At 75.1% G+C, this 1,560-nt stretch carries 1 protein-coding gene and 1 pseudogene; both read right to left on the bottom strand.

The window, feature by feature from the left end:
• On the bottom strand, positions 1-815 hold an 815-nt coding region (locus tag GV126_RS32960; RefSeq protein WP_159674716.1), incomplete at its 3' end, for an ADP-ribosylglycohydrolase family protein.
• 161 nt (positions 816-976) lie between these two features.
• Positions 977-1,351: pseudogene (locus GV126_RS32955) on the bottom strand (hypothetical protein); the annotation flags it as partial.
• Positions 1,352-1,560 lie beyond the last annotated feature (209 nt).

Genomic DNA, 1,560 nt, shown 5'->3' with positions numbered 1-1,560 from the left:
GCCCTGCCCTCCCCCGCCAGCTCCTCCACCCGGGCGGGGGTCGGCATGCCCTGGCGCACCGCGCCCAGCGCGTGCTGCAGCGCGCCGGAGACCGGTTCGTGCCCGGGGCGCGGCGCGAGCAGCGCCAGCGCCTTCTGCACGGCGCCGTCCAGGGCGTCCCCGCGGGCCAGCGCGTGCACGATCACGGCGTACGCGCCCGCGGCCAGACAGGCCGCCGGATGACCGTGGCTCTGCGCGGCGCACTCCACCGCGAGCTGCACGACGAGCTGCGGCTCCCAGCCGACCAGCAGGCCGAACGGCGCCGACCGGGCCGCGGCCTCCGGCCCGCACTCCCCCGGGTTCTTGGGCGCCTGCGGCGTGCCCATGATCTCGTCGCCGAACCCCACCAGCAGTGCCCGTGTCGCGTCCCGCCACGCGTACAGCCACTCCTCGCGCGCCAGCCACCCGTCGCCCTCGCGGCGTTCGTCCGGCCCCCAGTCCCGCTGGGTCGCCGCCCACCGCCGGTACGCCCGGTGCAGGTCGGTCGGCGGATGCCAGGCCCCGGTGTCGCGCCGCACCTGCGCCCGGATGAGCCCGTCCACGGAGAACAGTGTGAGCTGGGTGAAGTGCGAGACCGCGCCGCGCCGCCCGTGGGCGGGCACGAGGTCCACGACGCCCTCGGGCCCGTACGCCGCCCGGATGTCGTCCAGGTCCAGGCCGTCCACCGGCGCCCCGAGCGCGTCGCCCACGGCCACCCCGAGCAGTGTGCCGCGCACCCGGCTGCGGAAGTCCTGCTGCTCGGCACGCCCCCAGACGGCACCGGACGTCGTACCCACCCAGACCTCCCTCACGGCACCGTCCGTACGTACGACGCCAGCACTGTAATCGAACGGGAACCGTCCGCTCAGGGCTCCGCGGCGGGCGATCGAGCGGGCCTACGGGACGACGACGCCCACGACGACGCCCCCTCGCACCACGGGGAGGACCACGGGCCGCGTCACGGGACGACCACCACCCGCGTCCCCTTGGACGCGAACGTCCACAGGGCGTCGCCGTCCGCCTTGCCGGTGCGGACGCCGCCCGTCTTGATGCCGGCGCCGACCGGCGGGGGCGAGGAGCCGTCGACGGCGTTGCTGAAGGCGATGAAGACGCCCGACTTGCCGGCGAAGTACAGGATGTGCTCGATCTGCACGCCGTCGGAGCCCTTCGTGGCGGCCACCCGGCGGGCGATCGCGTAACTGCCCGGGTCCGGGCTGACGGTGCCCGGCCAGACGGTGAAGGTGCGCGCGGGCATGCCCCGCTCGTCCATGAGCCAGACGCGTTTGCGGCCCAGGGAGTAGACGATACGGCGGCCCGTTCCCGAGTCGTCCGGGGCCCGTCTCTTATACACACCTGACGCTGCCGACGCCCCCCTACGTGGTAATCACGAGCGTCCCTCCCTTTATCAGCAACAGACTTGCCACCAAGCCCACCCCACCCCCGCCCCTTATCCGCACCCCCACCACTGCCCGCCCGCCCCGTCCCTCCCCTCCGTCCTTCCCCCCCTTCCGCCCCCCCCCCCGCACCACCCCCCGCCCCGCC

This window comes from Streptomyces mexicanus (genome assembly GCF_902506575.1).
In the GTDB taxonomy this organism is placed as follows: Bacteria; Actinomycetota; Actinomycetes; order Streptomycetales; family Streptomycetaceae; genus Streptomyces; species Streptomyces mexicanus.
The sequence above is the reverse complement of the archived record's forward strand: the minus strand, read 5'-3'. Positions and strand labels throughout refer to the sequence as shown.